The sequence below is a fragment of the Roseateles sp. genome (assembly GCF_049240545.1).
Lineage (GTDB): Bacteria > Pseudomonadota > Gammaproteobacteria > Burkholderiales > Burkholderiaceae_C > Paucibacter_A.
Genome location: NZ_JBMLSK010000183.1, coordinates 1 through 1,172 on the forward strand (window position 1 = coordinate 1; position 1,172 = coordinate 1,172).

Here is a 1,172-nt window from a genome sequence, read left to right on the forward strand (position 1 = left end):
CGCGCCGCATGTTCCGCTTCTTCGCGGCCACGCGCGAACGCTACCTGGCCACGTCGACCCGCTCGCGGCGTGTCGTCGCGCCCAAGGGCGCCGGCCACAACTTCGTCTACGAGCTCCCGGACTGGACGATTGCCGTGATGCGCGAGGCCATCTTCGGCGCACCGGCGGAACCGAAGCCATGACCGATCAGACTTCACAGACCCCGGCCCGAGCCGCACTGGCCGCCCTGGCGGATCAGTACTGGGCCTTCGAGTGCCATGCGTTGCCCTTGTCGGCCGTGCTCGCCGGGCAGCCGCTGGCCGATGCCGTGCTGTTCCGCGAGTCGGCGGCTGACCACCTGCGCCGCGACCAGGATGCCGCGCAGTTGTTGGAGCAGGCCGAACAGATCGACGCCGGCCCCCTGCAGGCCCAGGAGCGCGCCACGCTGGCGCTGATCCGGCGCGAACTGGCGGGGCTGCGGGCACAGCACGCTGCCGACTCGTGGCAGAGGCCCTGGCTGTTCCCCGCCGGGCCGGACTTCACCGCGATGTTCTGGGCCAACTCGACCAGCGTCGGTGATGCCGCCGCAGCGGCGCTGTACGTCGACCGTCTGGCCGGCTTGCCCGGCTACCTGCGCGACGTGCAGTCCAACATCGAGGCCGGCCATGCGCGCGGCTACCGCTACCCGCGGGTGGTGCTGCAGAGCGCGGAGGCCAACACGCGGGGCATCCTGGCCGCGGCGCCCGAAGCCTCGGCCTGGCTGTCGCCCTTCAAGCGTTCTCCGGCGGCGGCGCAACCCGCCGTGTTGGCCCAGGCCGAGCGCGCCCTGGGCGTGGTGCGCGAAGCCCTGATGCCGGCCCTGCAGGCCTGGGCCGATTTCCTGGAAGGCCTGGTGCAGCTAGGCGCGCGCGAATCGCTGAGTTGCGTGGACGGCCCGGCCGGCGCTGCGTACTACCGCACCTGGGTGCGGCACTTCACCAGCACCACCGACGACCCCGACGAGGTGCACGCGCTGGGTCTGGCCGAAGTGGCGCGGCTGGAGCGCGAGATCGAAGCCGTGGCCCGAGACGCCGGCTACGGCGGCAACGTGCCGGGCTACCGCGCCTTCCTGGCATCGGACCCGCAGTTCGTCGCCCCGTCGCGCGACGCCCTGCGCGAGAGCATCGAGGCCCTGTGCAAGCGCGTGGACCGGC

Annotated in this window: 2 protein-coding genes; both read left to right on the forward strand. The window is 72.5% G+C overall.

Going from position 1 to position 1,172, the window contains the following annotated elements; all coding sequences use genetic code 11:
* Positions 1-182 (forward strand): hypothetical protein (locus ACOVRJ_RS11940; protein ID WP_422044070.1); only part of this gene is annotated, 182 nt, incomplete at its 5' end.
* Positions 179-1,172: DUF885 family protein (locus ACOVRJ_RS11945; protein WP_422044071.1), on the forward strand; the 994-nt coding region annotated here is incomplete at its 3' end. The genes ACOVRJ_RS11940 and ACOVRJ_RS11945, both read left to right, overlap by 4 nt.